The 19,792-nt window shown below is 55.9% G+C and carries 19 protein-coding genes and 2 tRNA genes; 3 read left to right on the plus strand and 18 right to left on the minus strand.

Going from position 1 to position 19,792, the window contains the following annotated elements:
- Nucleotide 1 precedes the first annotated feature (1 nt).
- From HP564_RS13575 to tam, 8 genes are all read right to left on the minus strand, one after another.
- A tRNA-Arg gene (locus tag HP564_RS13575) sits at nt 2–75 on the minus strand.
- Nucleotides 76–84: 9 nt separating this feature from the next.
- Nucleotides 85–177, minus strand: a tRNA-Ser gene (locus tag HP564_RS13580).
- A gap of 307 nt (nt 178–484) precedes the next feature.
- A complete protein-coding gene (csrA, locus tag HP564_RS13585; RefSeq protein WP_004155916.1) occupies nt 485–670 on the minus strand; it encodes a carbon storage regulator CsrA in 186 nt (61 codons plus the stop codon).
- Nucleotides 671–919: 249 nt separating this feature from the next.
- Nucleotides 920–3,547: an alanine--tRNA ligase gene (gene alaS, locus HP564_RS13590; protein ID WP_371243858.1), complete on the minus strand. Its 2,628-nt coding sequence runs from the start codon at nt 3,545–3,547 to the stop codon at nt 920–922.
- Between the two features lie 138 nt (nt 3,548–3,685).
- Nucleotides 3,686–4,198 carry a regulatory protein RecX gene (locus HP564_RS13595; protein WP_371243860.1) on the minus strand — a complete coding sequence of 171 codons (513 nt, stop codon included), beginning with the start codon at nt 4,196–4,198 and terminating at the stop codon, nt 3,686–3,688.
- Between the two features lie 110 nt (nt 4,199–4,308).
- A complete protein-coding gene (gene recA, locus HP564_RS13600) occupies nt 4,309–5,382 on the minus strand; it encodes a recombinase RecA (protein WP_371243863.1) in 1,074 nt (357 codons plus the stop codon).
- 95 nt (nt 5,383–5,477) lie between these two features.
- Complete coding sequence (pncC, locus tag HP564_RS13605; protein ID WP_371243865.1) at nt 5,478–5,972, minus strand: nicotinamide-nucleotide amidase; 495 nt, start codon at nt 5,970–5,972, stop codon at nt 5,478–5,480.
- Between the two features lie 99 nt (nt 5,973–6,071).
- A complete protein-coding gene (gene tam / locus HP564_RS13610; protein WP_371243866.1) occupies nt 6,072–6,851 on the minus strand; it encodes a trans-aconitate 2-methyltransferase in 780 nt (259 codons plus the stop codon).
- 138 nt (nt 6,852–6,989) lie between these two features.
- On the opposite strand from tam, the gene HP564_RS13615 reads away from it, so the two are divergent.
- The gene (locus HP564_RS13615; protein ID WP_371243868.1) at nt 6,990–7,877 is read left to right on the plus strand and encodes a dihydrodipicolinate synthase family protein; all 888 of its coding nucleotides are present in this window, start codon (nt 6,990–6,992) and stop codon (nt 7,875–7,877) included.
- A 35-nt stretch (nt 7,878–7,912) separates the two neighbouring features.
- Here the strand turns inward: HP564_RS13615 and HP564_RS13620 are convergent, their stop codons facing one another.
- Nucleotides 7,913–8,251 carry a zinc ribbon domain-containing protein YjdM gene (locus HP564_RS13620; protein ID WP_371243870.1) on the minus strand — a complete coding sequence of 113 codons (339 nt, stop codon included), beginning with the start codon at nt 8,249–8,251 and terminating at the stop codon, nt 7,913–7,915.
- A 77-nt stretch (nt 8,252–8,328) separates the two neighbouring features.
- Nucleotides 8,329–9,411 carry a lytic murein transglycosylase B gene (mltB, locus tag HP564_RS13625; protein ID WP_371243871.1) on the minus strand — a complete coding sequence of 361 codons (1,083 nt, stop codon included), beginning with the start codon at nt 9,409–9,411 and terminating at the stop codon, nt 8,329–8,331.
- A gap of 266 nt (nt 9,412–9,677) precedes the next feature.
- On the opposite strand from mltB, the gene HP564_RS13630 reads away from it, so the two are divergent.
- The gene (locus HP564_RS13630) at nt 9,678–10,451 is read left to right on the plus strand and encodes an A24 family peptidase (protein ID WP_371243872.1); all 774 of its coding nucleotides are present in this window, start codon (nt 9,678–9,680) and stop codon (nt 10,449–10,451) included.
- 371 nt (nt 10,452–10,822) lie between these two features.
- Nucleotides 10,823–13,384 (plus strand): DNA mismatch repair protein MutS, encoded by a 2,562-nt coding sequence (gene mutS / locus HP564_RS13635; protein ID WP_371243874.1) that lies wholly within the window; start codon nt 10,823–10,825, stop codon nt 13,382–13,384.
- Between the two features lie 115 nt (nt 13,385–13,499).
- Here mutS and rpoS read toward each other — a convergent pair whose 3' ends face one another.
- The 8 genes from rpoS to ftsB all read right to left on the minus strand — a co-directional run bounded on the left by rpoS (nt 13,500) and on the right by ftsB (nt 19,725).
- Nucleotides 13,500–14,492, minus strand: a complete 993-nt coding sequence (gene rpoS / locus HP564_RS13640) for an RNA polymerase sigma factor RpoS (protein ID WP_123801698.1) — start codon at nt 14,490–14,492, stop codon at nt 13,500–13,502.
- A gap of 50 nt (nt 14,493–14,542) precedes the next feature.
- The gene (gene nlpD, locus HP564_RS13645) at nt 14,543–15,634 is read right to left on the minus strand and encodes a murein hydrolase activator NlpD (RefSeq protein WP_371243876.1); all 1,092 of its coding nucleotides are present in this window, start codon (nt 15,632–15,634) and stop codon (nt 14,543–14,545) included.
- 166 nt (nt 15,635–15,800) lie between these two features.
- Nucleotides 15,801–16,427, minus strand: coding sequence for a protein-L-isoaspartate(D-aspartate) O-methyltransferase (locus HP564_RS13650; protein ID WP_371243878.1), 627 nt, complete (start codon nt 16,425–16,427; stop codon nt 15,801–15,803).
- A complete protein-coding gene (gene surE, locus HP564_RS13655; RefSeq protein ID WP_371243880.1) occupies nt 16,421–17,182 on the minus strand; it encodes a 5'/3'-nucleotidase SurE in 762 nt (253 codons plus the stop codon). Before surE ends, HP564_RS13650 begins: the two co-directional genes overlap by 7 nt.
- Entirely contained in the window at nt 17,163–18,212 is a 1,050-nt protein-coding gene (gene truD / locus HP564_RS13660; RefSeq protein WP_371243882.1) for a tRNA pseudouridine(13) synthase TruD, read from the minus strand. Before truD ends, surE begins: the two co-directional genes overlap by 20 nt.
- Entirely contained in the window at nt 18,209–18,691 is a 483-nt protein-coding gene (ispF, locus tag HP564_RS13665) for a 2-C-methyl-D-erythritol 2,4-cyclodiphosphate synthase (RefSeq protein ID WP_371244249.1), read from the minus strand. Before ispF ends, truD begins: the two co-directional genes overlap by 4 nt.
- Nucleotides 18,691–19,407 (minus strand): 2-C-methyl-D-erythritol 4-phosphate cytidylyltransferase, encoded by a 717-nt coding sequence (gene ispD, locus HP564_RS13670; protein ID WP_371243884.1) that lies wholly within the window; start codon nt 19,405–19,407, stop codon nt 18,691–18,693. The genes ispF and ispD overlap by 1 nt, the downstream gene beginning before the upstream one ends.
- Before the next feature lie 3 nt (nt 19,408–19,410).
- Nucleotides 19,411–19,725: a cell division protein FtsB gene (gene ftsB / locus HP564_RS13675; RefSeq protein ID WP_081140952.1), complete on the minus strand. Its 315-nt coding sequence runs from the start codon at nt 19,723–19,725 to the stop codon at nt 19,411–19,413.
- Nucleotides 19,726–19,792 lie beyond the last annotated feature (67 nt).

Raw genomic sequence — 19,792 nt, forward strand, 5'->3', positions numbered from 1 at the left:
GTGCATCCGGGAGGATTCGAACCTCCGACCGCTCGGTTCGTAGCCGAGTACTCTATCCAGCTGAGCTACGGATGCATCGGAAAATGGCGGTGAGGCGGGGATTCGAACCCCGGATGCAGCTTTTGACCGCATACTCCCTTAGCAGGGGAGCGCCTTCAGCCTCTCGGCCACCTCACCATACGCGTTCTTGCGAACTGTGCATCAGAACGTTGTTTCTGCTCATCGGCACTGCGTGGCGCACATATTACTTTCCCGGACTTATAAGTCAAACAATTTTTCCCACCATCTGATCGTTTGCACAAATGACACTCAATTGGTGCAATTTGCCGACAAAAAGAGTGATTTATCAACAGTGAAAACCGATAACAGAGAAATTTTGCAAGAGAACGGCTCACCAGAAACAGCGGAAAAAAACGGGGAAGACGCGAGAAGAAAGAGAGAAAAGCGGTCGCGCCTCGCAGGAGCCTGCGAGGCGCTAAATCCGTTAGTAACTCGTTTGCTGAGTTTTTTCGGCCTGAATGCGCTGATAAATCTCTTCGCGATGCACAGAGACCTCTTTCGGTGCGTTTACACCGATACGAACCTGGTTACCTTTCACTCCCAGCACCGTTACAGTCACCTCATCGCCAATCATGAGGGTTTCACCAACTCGACGAGTTAGAATAAGCATTCTTTGCTCCTTGAAAGATTAAAAGAGTCGGGCTCTGTTCGGGCTCCCGGCATTATCCATCATTTAACGCTGAACATTGACTATGACAAATACACCAATGTACGTCGCTACGCCAATACATTCTGCTGATAGTTAGTTTAGCCGAAATACACTACATCGACCTGACTTTGTCATTACTTGATGCACATGGTGTTAAAAAGCGCCAGAACCTTAGTTCCTGGCGCTTTTCACGATGCATTGTTCTATTTATTACAGGCGGCTGCTAACCCAGCTTTCAACCCCTGCCAGTGCGCCTTTCAGCGCCTGCGCATCGGTACCACCGGCCTGCGCCATATCGGGACGCCCGCCGCCTTTACCGCCAACCTGCTGCGCCAGTTCGCCGATCAGCTCGCCCGCCTTGACACGATCGGTGACATCTTTGGTCACGCCCGCAATCAACGACACCTTCCCTTCTGCTACGGTCGCCAGCACAATCACCGCCGAACCCAGCTGATTTTTCAGATCGTCGACCATGGTACGTAACATTTTTGGCTCAACATTGCTCAGTTCGCTTACCAGCAGTTTTACGCCCTTGATGTCGATAGCGTTACTGCTTAGTGATGCACTTTCCTGGGCGGCCTGCTGGTCGCGCAGTTGCTGCAATTCTTTTTCCAGCACGCGGATATGATCAACCAGTCCACGCACTTTATCGTTCAGATTGCTGTTGTTGGCTTTCACCAGCTGCGCGATCTCCTGCAGCTGATTGCTCTGCGCATAGACCTGTGACAGCGCATTTTCACCGGTTACGGCTTCTATACGACGTACGCCTGCGGCCGTACCCGATTCGGTAAGAATACGGAACAGGCCGATGTCTCCAGTGCGAGCGGCGTGCGTGCCACCGCAAAGCTCAATGGAAAAATCCCCCATTGTCAGTACGCGCACACGCTGGTCATATTTTTCACCAAACAGCGCCATCGCGCCTTTGCCTTTCGCTGCGTCGATATCCATCACGTCAGTTTCAACGGTCAGGTTGCGGCGAATTTGCGCATTGACAATTTCTTCTACCTGGCGAATCTCCTGCGGTTTCATCGCCTCAAAATGCGAGAAGTCGAAACGCAGATATTTATCGTTCACCAGCGATCCTTTCTGCGCAACGTGCTCACCCAGCACCTGGCGCAGCGCCGCGTGCAACAGGTGGGTTGCAGAGTGATTCAAACGAATGCGCGCGCGACGTGCCTCATCCACCTCAGCCTCAACACGATCGCCGATACGCAGGTGACCAGAGGTCAGCTTACCGATATGGCCGATAGCCTGACCATATTTTTGTGTATCCTGAACGCTAAATTCAGCATTCTTCCCTTTCAACTGCCCGGTATCGCCAACCTGTCCGCCTGATTCACCATAAAATGGCGTCTCATCCAGCACGACCACCGCTTCCTGTCCCGCCGCAACATCGTCAACCGCAACGCCATCAACATAAATGGCTTTAACCGTCGCCGTCAGATCGAGCTGGTCATAGCCTTTGAAAGCGGAGGCTGCATCAATGCTGATGACATTACTGTAGTCCGCACCGAACCCGCTGGCTTCACGTGCGCGCTGGCGCTGCTGCTCCATCGCTTTTTCGAAACCCGCTTCATCAATTTTCAGGTTGCGTTCGCGACATACGTCAGCCGTCAGATCAACCGGGAAACCAAAGGTGTCATAGAGGCGGAAGACGGTTTCGCCATCAAGCGTATCACCCTGTAACTTCGCCAGCTCCTCGTCCAGCAGCGTCAGGCCGCGCTCCAGCGTTTTAGCGAACTGCTCTTCTTCGGTTTTAAGAACAGTTTCAACCTGGCTCTGCTGACGCTTCAGATCGTCACCTGCCGCACCCATCACCTCGACCAGCGGCGCAACCAGCTTGTAGAAAAACGCCTCTTTTGCCCCCAGCATGTTGCCGTGGCGTACCGCACGACGAATGATACGACGCAGCACATAACCGCGGTTCTCGTTCGACGGGATCACGCCGTCAGCAATCAGGAAGGCGCACGAACGAATATGGTCGGCGATAACGCGCAGCGATTTATTGCTGAGGTCCGTTGCGCCAGTCACTTCGGCAACCGCTTTGATCAATTTGTCAAAGAGATCGATTTCATAGTTGGAGTTAACGTGTTGCAGCACGGCGGAGATACGTTCCAGCCCCATGCCAGTGTCAACCGAAGGCTTTGGCAGCGGCAGCATAGTGCCATCCGGCTGACGGTTGAACTGCATGAAGACAATATTCCAGATCTCAATATAGCGATCGCCATCTTCTTCCGGGCTGCCCGGAGGTCCGCCCCAGATATGGTCGCCGTGATCGTAGAAAATTTCGCTGCACGGACCGCAAGGGCCGGTATCGCCCATCTGCCAGAAGTTATCAGAAGCGTAGGCGCTGCCTTTGTTGTCGCCAATACGGATAATACGCTCGCGCGGCACGCCAATATCGTTAGCCCAAATGTCATAGGCTTCGTCGTCGGTCTCATAGACGGTGACCCACAGACGCTCTTTCGGCAGAGCGAACCAGGTCTCCCCTGTCAGCAGTTCCCAGGCGTAAGCAATCGCCTCTTTCTTGAAATAGTCACCAAAGCTGAAGTTACCCAGCATTTCAAAGAAAGTGTGGTGACGGGCGGTATAGCCAACATTTTCCAGATCGTTGTGCTTGCCACCGGCGCGCACGCAGCGCTGCGAGGTGGTCGCACGCGAATAGTCGCGCTTGTCCTGACCGAGGAAAACATCTTTGAACTGGACCATTCCGGCGTTGGTAAACAGCAGCGTCGGATCGTTATTCGGTACGAGGGAGCTGCTGGCTACAACCTGGTGTCCCTTGCTATGGAAAAAGTCGAGAAACGCTTGACGGATCTCAGCAGTGCTCTTGCTCATATATATCCTGGAATCACGCTAACGAAGGTTCCGTCCTGTCAGACAAGCCGCATCCGCGCAGCTTTACCGTTCAGCGGAACAAAAAAAGTGGGAATAAGATAAATTTTCTTCACTGGGAAGTAAAACCCCGTGCGGCCTCTAGTCATCAAAATTTCGAAAAACGGCCTGAATATCTTCCATGAAAAAGCCTTTTGACTGCAAAAAGCGCTGAACTTTGGCTTTAGCCTTCCATTCTGATGGCAAAGGATGACCGAACTTGCGCTCTGCCAGCTGTGCTGCACAGGCGGCCCAGTCGATTTCACAGGCTTCCATTGCGATATCAATCTCCGGGCGTGCCACGCCTTTTTGTCCCAGCTCCAGCCGGATACGCTGTGGGCCGTAACCTTTACGGCTGCGGCTTTGAATAAAGCGCTCGGTGAAGCGTTCATCATTCAGCCAGCCATTCTCCTGACACCAGCCGATGACTTTATCCAGCTGCGCATCGGTAATGATTTCAGGTTCGTTCTGCTGAAGAAAGGCGGCACGCTGTACAGACTGCTGTAGTTTACGGCGCAGTTCAGCTTCGCTGTGATCGCGCTGCGTCAGAATACGCATGGCGCGGTCAAGCAGACGCGAAAAAGGAATTTCCTTCGGTTGCGGTTGTTCAGTCATAGGACTCACCTGGCTAGAAAGGAAGAGAATTATGGCGGCAGAGCGGGGAGGAAAAAAGAGAGGATCGGTGAAACGAAAAACGGGAGTGGTTGCCCACCCCCGTTACAGGATTAAAAATCTTCGTTGGTTTCACTGGCAGCGTCTTCCAGGGCACCGGCAGAGGCATCAGTGGCTCCCCCTTCGGTCGCCGCGCTGTTCAGCAGCATCTCACGCAGTTTTACATCCAGTTCGTTAGCGATCGCTGGGTTTTCCTTGAGGAAGTTTGTCGCGTTCGCTTTACCCTGACCAATCTTGTCACCGTTGTAGCTATACCAGGCACCGGCTTTTTCCACCAGCTTGTACTTAACGCCCAGGTCAACCAGCTCGCCGAAGGTGTTGATGCCTTCGCCATACATGATCTGGAACTCAGCCTGTTTAAACGGCGCAGCAATTTTGTTCTTCACCACTTTCACGCGGGTTTCGCTACCGACCACTTCATCGCCCTCTTTAATCGCGCCGATACGACGAATATCAAGACGGACAGAGGCATAGAACTTCAGCGCGTTACCACCGGTTGTGGTTTCCGGGTTACCGAACATCACACCAATCTTCATACGAATCTGGTTGATGAAGATCAGCAGCGTATTAGACTGCTTCAGGTTACCTGCCAGCTTACGCATGGCCTGGCTCATCATACGCGCCGCGAGGCCCATGTGAGAGTCACCGATTTCACCTTCAATCTCTGCTTTTGGCGTCAGCGCCGCAACAGAGTCGACAATGATGACGTCAACAGCACCAGAACGCGCCAGCGCATCACAGATTTCCAGCGCCTGCTCACCGGTATCCGGCTGAGAACAGAGCAGGTTATCAATGTCGACACCCAGCTTTTTAGCGTAAACCGGATCCAGCGCATGTTCTGCATCGATAAAGGCGCAGGTTTTGCCTTTACGCTGTGCCGCAGCAATAACCTGCAGCGTCAGCGTGGTTTTACCGGACGATTCCGGACCATAGATTTCGACGATACGGCCCATTGGCAGACCGCCCGCGCCCAGCGCGATATCCAGTGAAAGCGAGCCGGTAGAAATAGTCTCTACGTCCATTGAGCGGTCTTCACCCAGGCGCATGATGGAGCCTTTACCGAATTGCTTTTCAATCTGGCCCAGCGCGGCAGCTAAAGCTTTCTGTTTGTTTTCGTCAATTGCCATTTCTACTCCTGACTCATACGGGGGTAAGCACGCTACAAATGCCTGCTCGCTTTCTGTTGCTGCTAATTATACTGTATAGTCATACAGTATCAAGCTTAATTTGCCAAAAAATCGTCCTGTAATGTCTGCAGTGCAAAGGCCACAGACTGACGACGAACAGCCTCACGATCGCCTTGAAAATGCTGGCGTTTTGCCATGGTTACGCCATCAGGTCCGACGAAGCCAAACCACACGGTACCTACCGGCTTATCGGTGCTGCCGCCATCGGGTCCAGCGATGCCGCTAACCGATACCGCATAGTCCGCACGAGCAGCACGTTGAGCCCCCTGAGCCATCTCCCGCACCACCGCCTCACTCACAGCACCATACTGTGCTAGCGAGTCGGCAGAAACGCCTACCAGCTCTTGCTTGGCCTCGTTGCTATAGGTAACAAAACCGCGCTCAAACCACGCGGAACTGCCGCTGATATCAGTAAACACTTTAGCAATCCAGCCCCCTGTACAGGATTCGGCACAGGTAACGGTTGCCTTTGCCGCCTTCAGATGGTTACCAATGGTCATGCTCAGACGCTGTAGTTCCCGATCGTTCATGCCGTCTTATCCTTTCAGCTTAGTAGAGAGAACATGGTGTAAGAAAAGGACATTTTCAACCCGCCCTGTCAGAAGTCTGATGGCTTTGCGCAGCGCCTCTCAGGCGTGAGACGCCTTTTTCACCGCGACGATAAAAAGACGCGGAAAGGCCAGCAAAATGCGCCCATCAGCGCGCACAGGATAAGCCTGTTGCAGCGCCTGATGATACTGTTCCAGAAAACGCGTTTGCTCATCAGCGTCAAGTGCATTGAGAAACGGCCGTAGCCCGGTAGCTTGCAGCCAGGTAATGATTGCCTGCGCGTCAGGCATAACGTGATAGTAAGTGGTGCGCCAGATATCCACCTCGCAGCCGGCCCGGGTCAGCAGATCGTAATAGCCATCACCGGTGAGCAGTGGCTTACGCTCTACCGCACCGATACGCTGCCGCCAGGGATCGCATGCGGCGATTTCGCGCATCAGACGATGTGTAGGTTCCTGCAAATTATCGGGCATCTGTATCGCCAGTGCGCCGCCCGTGTCCAGCTGCTCTGCCAGATGGGGGAATAGCCTGTTGTGCTCTCCCAGCCACTGCAGTGATGCATTGGCATAAATGACCTGCTGGGGCTCTGGCGCCCGCCAGTGGCGAATATCCTCTTTGATAAACAGGCAGTGAGGCAGCCGTTGCCGCGCCTGTTCCAGCATCGCTTCAGAGCTGTCAAGACCACAGATTTGCGCGTCAGGCCAGGTGTTAGCCAGCAGTTCCGTGCTGTTACCTGGGCCACACCCCAAATCAGTGACAAAGCGAACATCCGTAACGGGTATACGCGACAGCAGCTCATACGCAGGTCGCGTTCTTTCCGATTCAAACTGCCGATAGAGCTGCGGGTTCCAGTCCTGCATGTTCGACCTCTCCTCTTCGTTAACCAGACGCGAAAAAGTGCGATGCGCTGCCCAATTCTACACGCTGCGGTGGCAAGCGTCGCCGCTGGGAATTAAGTTAAAACATTGTTTCATTTTTTACCTCATTCAGGAGCATTTATGATCGCGCAACCTGCATTTTCCGGCGTATGGTGCCCATCTGTAACGCCTTTTACGCTACAGGGGCAGCCAGATATTGATGCGCTGGGCTGTCATTTCTCTCGCCTGAATACCTCGGGTATCGATGCTTTATTACTAATGGGCAGTATTGGGGAATTTGCCTCACTGACGCAGCAGGAACGTTTGCTACTGATCCGGGAAACGCGCCAGCTCACACCGCTGACGCTGGTCGCCAATATCTCCAGCACCTGTGTGGCGGATATGCTGGCGCTGGCCGAGGCCGCCTGGCAAAATGCGTTCGATGCGGTGATGGTGCTGCCGCCCTATTACTATGGACAGACCCAGCAGCAGCTGCTGCGCTATTTCCGCGAGATGGATAAACAGATCGGCGGCAAGTGGTTCGCCTATAACTTTCCGGCACGTACCGGCTGCGACCTCACGCCGGCGCTGGTAAGCCAGCTGGCAGCCGAACTGCCTGACTTTGCCGGGATTAAAGATACGGTTGACTGCCTTTCACACACGCGCGCACTGATTGAAGAGACCAAAAAAGTGCGCGACGATTTCGCTGTGCTCTCCGGCTACGATGAGTACCTGCTGCCGAACCTGCTGGCAGGCGGTGCGGGCGTCATTTCCGGCCTGAATAACATTGTGCCGGAGCTGTTTGCGGCAGCGAAGCAGGCATGGCGCGAGCAGGACATGGCGGCGCTGGCATCGTTTCAGCAGCGCATTGGCAGGCTAATGGCGATTTATGCTATTGGAGATGATTTTGTCACGACAATCAAAACGGCAGTATCACGTCGCTTTGATTCAATGAGCAGCCTGTCGCGCAACGTTGGCGGTACGCTCAGCGCGCAGCAGTGCGAAGCCATCGATCGTCTGTTTGAGTAAATGAGAGAGGCGGGCGCAGAGTGCGCCCCGCCTGCCTAGCCGCGCTTCACAAACTCTGACTTCAGTTTCATCGGACCAAAGCCCTCGATCTTACAGTCGATATTGTGATCGCCTTCGACCAGACGGATGCCCTTCACGCGCGTGCCAATCTTAAGCGTGGAAGAACTGCCCTTTACCTTGAGATCTTTGACCACGGTAACCGTATCGCCATCCTCCAGCACATTACCGTTGGCATCGCGAACCACCAGGCGTTCGGCGGCGTTATCCCCTTCGCTCAGCGACCAGATATGACCGCAGGAAGGACAGTTAAGATTGTCGCCCTCCTGCCAGCTGTAATCAGCCTGACAAAGGGGACAGGCGGGAAGTGATTGCATAACAGCTCCTGAAACTAACGAGATGATGACGTCTGAGGGACGCCATCATATACCCTTACAGTTATTAAGGACAGCAATCAGAACAGGGTGCCGCTGCGCGCTTTGCTGACAGCCTCCCCCAGTTGCCATACCGCCATTGCGTAATGCGTACTGTGGTTATAGCGGGTAATAACATAGAAGTTAGGCAAGCCGTACCAGTACTGGTAGCTGGTCCCCATATCCAGCCGCAGCAGGCTGACCTGTGTCGTGCCGTCTAACAAGCCCTGCGGAGAGAGGCCTGATGCCGCCAGCATCTCTGGCGTGTAGCGGGTCTTGAAACCATTTTCCAGCAGGGGTGCCTGACCGCTGGCAGGAACGGCAACGCTTTCGCCGCTACGCCAGCCGTGCTCTTTAAAGTAGTGTGCTACGCTGCCAATCGCATCAACCGGATCCCACAGGTTGACATGCCCGTCACCATTGAAATCAACGGCATATTGCTGATAGGAAGAGGGCATAAACTGGCCATACCCCATCGCACCGGCAAAAGATCCTTTCAGATCCAGCGGATCGTCCTGTTCATTGCGTGCCATCAGCAGGAAGGTTTCCAGCTCGCTGCTGAAATAGCTGGCGCGACGCGGATAGTTGAACGACAGCGTGGCCAGCGCATCAAGAATGCGGGTTTTACCCATCACTCGGCCCCAGCGTGTCTCCACGCCAATAATGCCAACAATAATCTCTGGCGGCACGCCATAGACCTGCTGAGCCCGGGCGAGCGCATCCTGATACTGATTCCAGAAAGCCACGCCGTTTTGCACATTGTCTGGCGTAATGAACTGATTGCGATAGCGGATCCACGCGCCGTTTGGTCCAGAGGGTGGCGTGTAGGCAGGTGCCTGACGATCCATCAGGCGTAGCACATAATCCAGGCGTTTTGCCTGACCGATGACGGCATGCAGCTGCTGGCGGTCAAAGCCATGCTTTTCCACCATCCGGTCGATAAACTGCTCAGCGGCAGGATTGCCGGCAAAGTCGCCAAACATAGGCTGGACAGCATGCGACTGTTCCAGCAGAAAGCCCCCTTTCGGCGCGGCCAGCGTAGCGGGCTGCGGCGCGGATTCAGGTTTACTGCTGCAGGCGGCCAGGAGGGCGATAAGCGGAAATAAGGTGATCTTAAAACGCATTTGATATCCATAAGCATGCAGTGAAGGTAACAAATTATGGTAAACATTCACTCCCAGAATGGACAGGGCGAAACGTAAAAATAGCGCCAGCAAATAGCTGCGGGCTGATGCCAAAGTGCCTGCAACCACTCTCCCTTTCTCACTGGCAAACTGAGAGCCACGCCGCAAACCTGTTTTAAAACAGTGATTTGTTGCATTCAACACCCGCAAAAGGGATAAGGTACTCACCCTGAGGTTTGCCTGACATGCAAAGGGAGTCGATACCCGTGAACACTAACCCTGTTATCTGGCTGACAGCAGGCGCACTGGCGCTTTGTCTCGGCAGCTTTCTCAGCGTCGTCGTCTACCGCTTGCCGCTGATGGTGCTGCAACCGCAGCCTGGCTTTTCGCTGGTTTTTCCTCGCTCTCACTGTCCGACCTGCAAGCAGTCGGTGTACCTTGTCGATTGCATTCCACTGCTTAGCTGGCTGCTCCTGCGCGGCCGCTGCCGTCATTGTCATCAGCCAATACCCTGGCGCTATCCGGCGATCGAGCTTACCAGCGCGGCGATCGGTCTGCTGCTGACGTTATGGCTGCCGTGGGACGGCACACTGCTGGCGGCCCTGCTGATGAGCTATTTTCTGCTGGTGCTGTCGCTGATTGATCTTCACTGCCAGCTGCTTCCGGATGCGCTGACCTTGCCGCTGCTCTGGCTCGGCCTGCTGCTGCATAGCTGCTCTGTAATGCCAACTGGCACGCCGGCGGACGCGATTCTCGGCGCAGCCAGCGGCTACCTGCTGTTTCGGCTGCTGGCCTGGGCCTATCGCAATGTGCGTCATCGAGAAGCCCTGGGCGGCGGCGATGCCAAACTGCTGGCGGCGCTGGGTAGCTGGCTCGGCTGGCAACCCCTGCCCCTGCTGTTAATGATTGCCTCTGGCCTGGGTGTGGTCTGGGTACTACTGGCACGGCTACTCAGACAACGCTCGCTGCATCAGCCCTTCCCCTTTGGTCCTTGCCTGGCTCTGGCAGGGGAAAGCCTCCTGCTCGCCAGTCTGGGATAGCGAGATCTGTTCTGTTTTTGCGTTACGTCTCGCACGGACAGAGATTCAGGCAGGATTCCGTTAGGCTTTTACGTCACTGCCTGATAACGTCACGAGCGGGTAAACAGGGGGTGCCTGTGGCGAGCGGCGGGCAGCATCGGAGGGTGAACGAAGCAGAAAGCCTCCTGACTAACCGCTCAACAGCGGCAGCCTTGATGTTCAGGTTGCAACTTTTCATAATGGCACCAGATATTGCTTATCTCACAGCCAGGGCGGCGTGAAACCGTGCCTCCTCCCTGTCTCTTAGCGGGTATATCCCGTGACATACGCCAGAATACGCAGTCCGATGCAAGGCTTGCCCAATAACCGAATGATTTAAGAGTTAATTATTTATGAACAAGTCAGCCGATAAGGACATCACCGCTCATACGCCGATGATGCAGCAATATCTGCGTCTAAAGGCCGAACACCCCGACATCCTGCTGTTTTACCGCATGGGCGACTTTTATGAGCTGTTTTACGACGACGCAAAGCGCGCCTCACAGCTGCTGGACATTTCCCTTACCAAACGCGGCGCATCAGCGGGCGAACCAATTCCGATGGCGGGCGTGCCCTATCATGCGGTAGAGAGCTATCTGGCGAAGCTGGTTCAACTGGGCGAATCCGTGGCCATCTGTGAGCAGACTGGCGATCCGGCGCTCAGCAAAGGTCCAGTGGAGCGCAAAGTCGTCCGTATTGTGACGCCGGGCACTATCAGCGACGAAGCGCTGCTCCAGGAGCGCCACGACAACCTGCTGGCCGCCATCGTGCAAAGCCCACAAGGATTTGGCTACGCTACGCTGGATATCAGCTCCGGCCGCTTCCGCCTGAGCGAGCCGGTGGATACAGAAACCATGGCCGCCGAGCTACAGCGCACCAACCCTGCTGAACTGCTCTATCCGGAAGACTTTCAGGCGATGGCGCTGATCGATCAGCGTCGCGGCCTGCGCCGCCGTCCGCTGTGGGAATTTGAGATTGATACCGCGCGCCAGCAGCTGAATTTACAGTTCGGTACCCGTGACCTCAACGGCTTCGGCGTAGAGCAGGCGTATCGTGCGCTGCGGGCAGCAGGTTGCCTGCTGCAATATGTTAAGGATACGCAGCGCACCAGTCTGCCGCATATCCGTTCGCTCAGCATGGAGCGCCAGCAGGACAGCATCATTATGGATGCTGCTACGCGCCGAAATCTGGAGATTACTCAGAATCTGGCGGGCGGCACGGAAAACACGCTGGCAGCGGTGCTGGATCGAACCGTTACGCCGATGGGCAGCCGCATGCTCAAGCGCTGGCTGCATATGCCGCTGCGCGACGCGCAGGTAATTCATCAGCGTCAGGAGGCCATTGCCGAACTGCAGTCCCTGAGTGATACGCTACAGCCCATCCTGCGTCAGGTTGGCGATCTGGAGCGTATTCTGGCGCGTCTTGCGCTGCGCACAGCACGTCCGCGCGACCTGGCGCGTATGCGTCACGCCTTTCAGCAGCTGCCGGAGCTGAATGCCCTGCTGGCTAACGTCGACTCCAGCGCCCTGATTCGCCTGCGCGAACGTATGGGAGAATTCACCGAACTGCGCGAGCTGCTGGAAGCGGCAGTGATTGAGTCCCCGCCGGTATTGATCCGCGATGGCGGCGTCATTGCGCCAGGCTATAACGCAGAGCTGGATGAGTGGCGCGCGCTGGCAGATGGTGCCACCGACTACCTCGACCGGCTGGAGATCCGCGAACGCGAAAAGCTGGGCCTCGACACGCTAAAGGTGGGATTCAATGCCGTTCATGGCTACTACATTCAGGTCAGCCGTGGGCAGAGCGATCAGATGCCGATGCACTATGTGCGCCGCCAGACGCTGAAGAACGCCGAGCGCTATATTATCCCTGAACTCAAAGAGTACGAAGATAAGGTGCTGACCTCGAAGGGTAAGGCGCTGACGCTGGAGAAGAGCCTTTACGACGCTCTGTTCGATCAGCTGCTGCCGCATCTGGAAGCGCTGCAACTAAGTGCCGCCGCACTCGCCGAACTGGATGTACTCAGCAATCTGGCAGAACGTGCCTGGACACTCAACTACTGTCGCCCCACCCTACAGGATAAGCCAGGCATCAGGATTACCGGTGGGCGCCATCCGGTGGTTGAGCAGGTGCTGAAAGAGCCCTTCATCGCGAACCCGCTGTCGCTTGCACCGCAGCGCCGCATGCTGATCATTACCGGCCCAAATATGGGGGGAAAAAGTACCTATATGCGCCAGGCCGCGCTGATTGCGCTGATGACCTGGATCGGCAGCTTTGTGCCGGCTGACGAGGTCACTATCGGTCCCATGGACCGTATCTTCACGCGTATAGGTGCAGCGGATGACCTGGCGTCGGGCCGTTCTACTTTTATGGTGGAGATGACAGAGACCGCTAATATCCTGCACAACGCCACCGAGCACAGCCTGGTGTTGATGGATGAGATAGGACGCGGGACTTCAACCTATGACGGGTTATCGCTGGCGTGGGCCTGTGCGGAGAGCCTGGCGAACCGCATCAAGGCAATGACGCTGTTTGCCACCCATTACTTTGAACTGACAACGCTGCCGGAAAAAATGGCGGGCGTATTTAACGTTCACCTGGATGCGGTGGAGCACGGCGACACCATCGCCTTTATGCATAGCGTGCAGGAAGGCGCGGCCAGCAAGAGCTATGGCCTGGCGGTAGCAGCGCTGGCTGGCGTGCCGAAAGACGTCATTAAGCGTGCACGTAACAAACTCAAGGAGCTGGAGACACTGTCGAATCACTCCGTCTCTTCAACCGTTGATGGTTCACAGCTGCCGCTGCTGGTAGAAGAAACCTCGCCCGCGGTAGAAGCGCTGGAGACGCTGGATCCCGACACGCTGACGCCGCGCCAGGCGCTGGAGTGGATCTACCGACTGAAGTCGCTGGTGTGATATGGCGACAGCGGGCTTACTCCTGGCCCGCTCTCCTGAGCAGGCCAGAAAAATCACAGGCAATAAAAAAGCGGTGGCATCGGCCACCGCTTTTTTTCACTTACAACGTTGTCAGTTATTCACGAAACAGTGCTTCAATGTTGAGGCCCTGTGCCTGCAGGATCTCACGCAGGCGACGCAAACCTTCAACCTGAATCTGACGCACACGCTCGCGGGTCAGACCGATTTCACGGCCCACATCCTCAAGCGTTGCCGCTTCGTAGCCTAACAGGCCGAAACGACGCGCCAGCACTTCACGCTGCTTGGCGTTCAGTTCGAACAGCCACTTAACGATACTCTGCTTCATATCGTCATCCTGCGTGGTGTCTTCCGGACCGTTGTCTTTTTCATCGGCCAGAATATCCAGCAGCGCTTTTTCGGAATCACCGCCCAGCGGCGTATCAACCGAGGTGATGCGCTCGTTGAGACGCAGCATGCGGCTGACATCATCAACAGGTTTATCCAGCTGCTCCGCGATCTCTTCTGCACTCGGCTCGTGGTCGAGCTTGTGAGAGAGTTCACGCGCCGTGCGCAGATAAACGTTCAGCTCTTTAACAATGTGAATCGGCAGACGAATAGTACGGGTTTGATTCATGATCGCCCGTTCAATAGTCTGACGGATCCACCAGGTGGCGTAAGTTGAGAAACGGAAACCCCGCTCTGGGTCAAATTTCTCAACAGCACGGATTAACCCGAGGTTACCCTCTTCAATCAGGTCAAGCAGCGCAAGACCACGATTGCTGTAACGGCGGGCAATCTTAACCACCAGTCGTAAGTTACTTTCAATCATGCGGCGGCGAGAGGGAATATCGCCCCGTAATGCACGGCGAGCGAAGAACACTTCTTCCTCTGCCGTTAACAGCGGGGAATAGCCAATCTCCCCGAGATAGAGCTGCGTCGCATCCAAAACGCGCTGCGTCGCACCCTGTGACAACAACTCTTCTTCCGCTACGTCGTTATCGCCAGGTTCGTTTTCAACAAGAGCCTTCTCATCAAAAACCTCAGCTCCATTCTCCTCGAATTCCGCATCTTCATGTAACTCGTTTACTTTCAGCGTATTCTGGCTCATAAGCGGCTCCTACCCGTGATCCCAGGGCAGAACAGCAGGGTTCTGCCGGTTTATCGCTGCGGTAAATAACGCAACGGGTTTACGGATTTCCCCTTGTAACGAATTTCAAAATGTAATCTAACTGAACTGGTTCCGGTGCTACCCATGGTAGCGATCTTTTGCCCCGCCTTAACTTCCTGTTGTTCCCGGACCAGCATTGTATCGTTGTGGGCGTAGGCACTCAGATAATCATCATTGTGTTTAATGATGATCAGGTTGCCGTAACCCCGGAGCGCGTTGCCTGCGTACACTACCCGTCCTGATGCGGTAGCGACAACAGGTTGTCCGCGCGAACCAGCGATATCGATTCCCTTATTCCCCCCTTCAGAGGCGGAGAAGTTATCGATAATCTTCCCGTCGGTCGGCCAACGCCAGCTTCCAACAGGTGTGGAACTGTTCGTTGTGCTGCTGACCGTAGGCGGTGCGGCAACCACGGGAGGAACTGTTGTCGTTGCAACATTTGTCCCCTTCGACGGCAACATTTTGCTACCAGAAGAATTACCCGAATCATCAGAATACGTAATAACTGGTTGCTGTGCAACAGGGGCTTGTTTAATTTGCGGCGTGGTCGGAACACCGCCCTGCGTTGCATCCGCGGCGGTAATCGCATTGCCACCTGTAATCGGCTGCCCTGAACCGTTACCTACCTGCAGCGTCTGGCCGACATTCAGGCCGTACGGGGCTGGAACGTTGTTGCGCTGGGCCAAATCGCGGAAGTCATTGCCGGTAATCCAGGCAATATAGAACAGCGTATCGCCACGCTTGACGGTATAAGTTTCGCCAGCGTAACTACCTTTAGGAATATTCTGATAACTACGGTTGTACACGATACGACCGTTTTGCGTCTGGACATTATCATTGCCGCTAACCATTGCACCGCTGCTCGGTGCGGAAGGTACGGAATGGCTAATCATTCCGCCCTGGTTTGGTGTAGCAGGAACGCCGCCTGACGCGCTAAGCATGCCACCGCTGCTGCCATTATCTCCAACCTGGCTAATGGGTGCTTGTGTGTTGTCGCCTGAACTACAGCCTGCCAGCCAAAATCCTACCAGAGAAAGCGCCGCAAGACGGCGTAACTTAAATACTGGGCTTCCCGTGCTCATTGTTCCCCCGTGATGGCAAACCTGAATAATGCTGTTTTGCAAACATACCAGCACAATGCTCTGCAAGAGGCATTGAAGCCCGCGTGTTCCGCAATGAAAATGGATAGTAACAAGATCAAAAGGATGGTGCTATGAAACAGTTGTGAAGAAATACGTAGGGAAAATCTCAGGCCAGGTCACCCTGAACCAGCGGAACAAAGCGCACCGGTTCGATGCTTTCTTCAACAATATCATTCCCCTGACGGCGCAAACGCTTCAGCACCTGCTGATCGTCCCCGACCGGCAGCACCATGATGCCGCCTTCATCCAGCTGTGCAATCAGCGCAGTCGGAATTTCAGGCGGTGCGGCGGTAACGATAATCGCGTCAAAGGGGCCACGCGCTGGCCAGCCCTGCCAGCCGTCGCCGTGGCGTGTTGAAACATTATGCAGGTCGAGCTGTTTCAGGCGGCGCTTCGCCTGCCACTGTAACCCTTTAATACGCTCAACGGAGTAAACATGATCGACCAGATGCGCCAGGATAGCCGTCTGGTAACCGGAACCTGTGCCAATTTCCAGCACGCGCGAATGGGGCTGTAGCGCCAGCAGCGCCGTCATGCGCGCTACCATATAGGGCTGCGAGATGGTCTGGCCCGAACCGATAGGCAAGGCGACGTTATCCCAGGCTTTATGCTCAAAAGCCTCGTCGATAAAGCGCTCACGCGGTACCTCGGCGATCGCCTTTAACAGGTTCTCATCGTGAATGCCTTGCTGACGGAGCTGCGCCAGCAGCGCCTCAATCCGCCGGTTCACCATGCGAGCGTGACCTCCGACTTATTCAACCAGTCGATAAGCACATCCTGCGCACTGTGCGCGGTTAAATCGACGTGCAGCGCAGTTACAGACACATAGCCCTGATCCACTGCGGCAAAATCGGTGTCGGGACCTGCATCAAACTTCTCGCCTGGCGGTCCAATCCAGTAAAGGGTATTGCCGCGCGGATCCTGCTGAGCAATGACCTGATCGGCAGGATGACGACTGCCGCAGCGCGTAACGCGAATCCCCTTGATGGCCTCTGGCGGCAGATCCGGTACGTTAATATTCAGGATACGGCCAGTACGCAGCGGCTCGCGGGTTAGCGCCTGTAAAATCGCGCAGGTCACTGCCGCTGCCGTTTCGTAATGCTGCTGACCGTTAAGCGATACCGCCAGCGCGGGCAGCCCAAGATGCCGCCCCTCCATCGCTGCTGCCACGGTGCCCGAATAGATCACGTCGTCGCCCAGGTTGGGGCCGGCATTGATACCGGACACCACAATATCCGGACGCGGCTGCATCAGCGCATTCACTCCCAGATAGACACAATCGGTCGGCGTACCCATCTGCACCGCGATATCGCCATTTTCATGGGTAAAGGTGCGCAGCGGCGTCTCCAGCGTCAGCGAGTTAGATGCGCCGCTGCGATTGCGATCGGGTGCGACCACCTGCACCTCAGCGATACGACGCAGCGCTTTTGCCAGCGTCTGAATGCCCGGCGCATGGATTCCGTCGTCATTACTCAGCAATATCCGCATCGTCACCTTCCTGTTGCAGAAGCTCCCGAATCACGCTGGTGGCAAAGCTGCCCGCCGGAAGCCAGAACTGCATTTCCAGCGTCACCTCATCCCACCAGTTCCAGCGCAGATCGCGCGGCACAACCAGCATCGCACGCCGTGCAGCATCCACGCGCTCACGCTCAAGCAGTGTAACCAATTCTGCTGCGCCCGCCAGCGATTGCTGTTCAAAGGCAAGCGCCTCATCGTGCGGGCCTGGCTCACCGCGCCCCGGCAGCGGCGCGGTAATACGAAGTTCGTGATTATCGACGCGCACCTGAAGCGCATTCAGCTCCTCTGCGGGCGCAACAAACCAGCTGCCACGGCCGGTTAGCTGAAGCGCATCCCCTGCCATGACCTGGGTGAGGGTCCCCTGCTGCAACAGGCGGGTGCTGGTCACCTGGTTGAACAATGCGCTTCGCGCAGCCGACAGGATCAGGCTGCGCTTATTACGATCGCGCAGGCTGATTTCGCCACGCGCCCACTGCTGCGCCATCGCCAGGTTGTTGCCGCCGCGACCGAAACGCTGCGTGCCAAAATAGTTCGGTACGCCGTGCTCGCGAATCAGGCCCAGGCGCAACTCTACCGCCTCACGGTCGCTGATTTGACGCAATACCAGGCGAAAAGCATTGCCCGCCAGCGCGCCGATGCGCAGCTTACGCTTGTGACGCACCGCTTCAAGAATTTCAACGCCCTCAAGCGCAAAGCCGGTTAAGTCGGGCATCGCATTGCCCGGGATGCGAAAGCAGAGCGTCTGCTCGGTTACCGCATGGCGATCTTTCATGCCGGCATAGCTCACATCGCGCTGATGTACGCCAAGAAATTTTGCCAGCGCCTCGGCGACAAAACGGGTGTTTGCGCCGGTTTTACGAATGCGCACCAGCAGATGCTCACCCTCACCGTCGGCACCGTAGCCGAGATCTTCCGTGACCACAAAATCTTCCGGGTTGGCTTTAATGGTGCCGCGGGCGGTGGGCTTGCCGTGCAGAAAGGCCTGATTATCCAGCATCATGCCACATCCGCCTTCAGCAGCAGCGCAACTGCTTCACAGGCAATGCCTTCGCCGCGCCCGGTGAAGCCCAGCTTCTCAGTCGTGGTGGCTTTTACGTTAACCTGATCCATATGGCAGCCAAGATCTTCCGCGATATTAACGCGCATCTGCGGCACATGCGGCAGCATCTTCGGTGCCTGGGCAATAATCGTGACGTCAACGTTGCCCACGCGGTAGCCTTTTTCAGCGATGCGTCGCCAGGCCTCACGCAGTAATCCCCGGCTGTCAGCCCCCTTAAAGGCGGGATCGGTATCCGGAAACAGCTTGCCTATATCGCCCATGGCTACCGCGCCAAGCAGCGCGTCAGTCAGCGCATGCAGTGCGACGTCACCGTCTGAATGAGCAATAAACCCATGCTCAAACGGGATCCGCACGCCGCCAATCACCAGCGGACCTTCGCCACCAAAAGCGTGAACGTCAAAACCGTGGCCGATACGCATCATGCGCTCTCCTTTAACTGAATCTGGGTTAAATAAAATGCCGCCAGCGCCAGATCTTCTGGCCGGGTGACTTTGATGTTATCACTGCGCCCGCTGACCAGCAGTGGATGATAGCCGCAATATTCAAGCGCAGAGGCTTCATCGGTAATTGTCGCGCCTTCCGCCAGCGCCCGCGTCAGGCAGGCAGTCAGCAGATGATGCGGAAAAAACTGAGGAGTCAGCGCGTGCCAGAGATGCTCACGCTCAACGGTATGGGCAACGGCAGCGAGACCTGGCTCACCGCGCTTCATGGTGTCTCGCACCGGCGCGGCCAGAATGCCACCGACCTCGCTACTTTCGCGCACCTGTAGCAGCCGCGTCAGGTCGTCTGGATGCAAGCAAGGGCGGGCCGCGTCATGCACCAGTACCCAGTCTGCACCCTGCGCTGCACGCAGGCCCGCCAGCACCGATTCCGCACGCGTTTCGCCTCCCGTCACGCTCAGCACGCGCGGATCGTGCGCCAGCGGCAGCGACGCAAACTGCGTGTCGTCCGGGCTTAGCGCGACAATAACCTGCCTGACAGCGGGATGAGAAAAGAGACGGGTAATGCTGTGTTCCAGCAGCGTGTGTTGACCAATGGTCAGATACTGCTTAGGACAGGTCGCCTGCATCCGGCTGCCGATACCGGCAGCGGGCACAACGGCGATCACCTCCATAGGGAGAGAGAGCGTGTTCATGAGTTATCGTTGTTGGTTTTGCGCAGCCTGCGCGTTGCGTTTGTTCTGATCCGGCACCAGACGATAGAAGGTTTCACCGGGCTTGATCATACCCAGCTCATTGCGTGCGCGTTCTTCGATCGCTTCGGAGCCGCCATTGAGATCGTCAATTTCGGCGAACAGCTGATCGTTGCGCGCTTTAAGTTTGGCGTTATTCGCCTGTTGCACCGCGACGTCTTCATTGACGCGCGTATAGTCGTGAATACCGTTTTTGCCCAGCCACAGCGAATATTGCAGCCAGCCGAGCAGCACCAGTAGCAGTAACGTCAGTTTTCCCATCCCCGCCCCCTGAAAAACGGCTCAATCATCCCACAACTTTATGCAGGACTCCACTCCAGCGGTGAAA

This window comes from Pantoea sp. KPR_PJ (assembly GCF_041386365.1).
Taxonomy (GTDB): domain Bacteria; phylum Pseudomonadota; class Gammaproteobacteria; order Enterobacterales; family Enterobacteriaceae; genus Pantoea.